Here is a 1,190-nt window from a genome sequence, read left to right as displayed (position 1 = left end):
GGTTCATGATGAGACAATCTATCTCTAGTTTTCTTGACCTGTAAAAGTACGTTGAATATTTGATTTACATCTTTTCCTTCTCGTCCAGGAAAAACTTTATCAATATGAATAGTCCAAAAATTATTTATATCTAACCTAGAAACATCATTAAATGGAAACTTCAATAGATGAACCCAAAATCCAAACATTAACTGACTCAGATAATCATCATAAGTTGGCTTCTTCTTTTTCTTCTTTTCCTTAAACTCTCCTGATACCTTTTGTTGGGCTTTTTTTAATTGCTCTAACGATATATGCGATAGTTGTATAGATTTCATCCAGTCATCTTTTTCTACAAATTCTTTAAAATTATCATTAAGATTATTTCTGAGATTTATTTCTACTAAATGAAGTACATAACATAATTTTGTAGCTATATCTTGATGAGCAGTATAGCTAAACATGGTTAAATCAGGTTTTTTAGATGAGATAGCAAAGGTAGAGTTATAAGGTAACAATCTCTTTAAAGAAATTCCTTTTAATAATTCGTCATAGTCTATTAAGCATTCTCTATCCATTACTAACCTTACCTAAACGTTCCTGTATTATTGGTGTTAATGTATTTAAAGCATCAATTAAAGGTTCTAAATTATATATATTTCGACCTCTAAAGACTTTATGAGTTCTAGAACTCATTTCTCTATTTATTAATCCCTTCTCTTCTAGTTCCTTTAGAACCCTTTGAACTGTTCTAGATGAAACTCCTACACGGAAAGCTATAGCTTTCTGAGAGGGATAAGGATACTGATCCTTATTCCACCAATGCATAAGAAGATTTAAGAGAATATTCATTTCCAAAGCATTAATTTCTAAATCAGCTTGAGCAAATAGCAGAGCAGTAGGTACAGAAACAAAGCCTAACTGACTTGTTGTTTCTCCCCATTTGTCAATAAAACTATATTTTTTCATATAAACCTATGAATAAATCTATAACTTAATATCAATTGATTAAAAAAAAATCAAAACATAAAAACATATTCGTATATATAAGTATTGGTATACTTATAGTACGACATGTATGTCATATTGTCACGACGTGACATGTCACATATCATAGCTTTAATTACTAAGCGCTTACTGTCTTTGGATAGTTTGATGCGGGATAAAAAACGCCGGCTTTCAGTCGGCGTTTTCCTTTTTAAGATCTCTTA

General features: G+C 30.3%; 2 protein-coding genes. Both read right to left on the bottom strand.

Annotation, left to right across the window (positions count from 1 at the left end; genetic code table 11):
• The coding region (locus FTV38_RS17755) for a hypothetical protein (RefSeq protein ID WP_180023075.1) at nt 1–557 on the bottom strand (557 nt) is incomplete at its 3' end.
• On the bottom strand, nt 550–948 hold the full coding sequence (locus FTV38_RS17750; RefSeq protein ID WP_180023074.1) for a helix-turn-helix domain-containing protein: 399 nt from the start codon (nt 946–948) through the stop codon (nt 550–552). The genes FTV38_RS17750 and FTV38_RS17755, both read right to left, overlap by 8 nt.
• Nucleotides 949–1,190: the final 242 nt, after the last annotated feature.

The sequence above is a fragment of the Acinetobacter sp. YH16044 genome, assembly GCF_013417145.1.
GTDB lineage: Bacteria > Pseudomonadota > Gammaproteobacteria > Pseudomonadales > Moraxellaceae > Acinetobacter > Acinetobacter amyesii.
The sequence above is the reverse complement of the archived record's forward strand: the minus strand, read 5'-3'. Positions and strand labels throughout refer to the sequence as shown.